The 314-nt window shown below is 62.1% G+C and carries 1 protein-coding gene; it reads left to right on the top strand.

All coding sequences use genetic code 11. The features are described 5' to 3' along the window. Nucleotides 1–314: hypothetical protein (locus MOV61_RS30630; protein WP_247139218.1), on the top strand; the 314-nt coding region annotated here is incomplete at both ends.

Genomic DNA, 314 nt, shown 5'->3' with positions numbered 1-314 from the left:
CACGATTTCCTACCAGGTCACCGACAAGGACGGCGATGCGGCTGCAACGCCGGGCACGCTGACCATCAATGTCGATGACGATATTCCGACGATCGGCGAGAATTCGCTGGTACAGCTCGACGACGATGCGCTGACCGGCGGTAATCCGGCAGGCAACGGCGATGATGCCGACTCTGTCAATGCGACGGGCGTACTCGCGCATGCTTACGGCGCCGATGGCGCCGGTTCAGTGCTGTGGATCGGCAGTGGCCTGACGCTGCCTGAAGGCTTCACCGCGACGCCGTCCGAAGACGGCAAGGTGATGACCATCTATC

It is taken from the genome of Neorhizobium sp. BETTINA12A (assembly GCF_023006485.1).
In the GTDB taxonomy this organism is placed as follows: Bacteria; Pseudomonadota; Alphaproteobacteria; order Rhizobiales; family Rhizobiaceae; genus Neorhizobium.
Note: the sequence above shows the minus strand (reverse complement) of the source record. Positions and strands in the feature narration are given on the sequence as shown.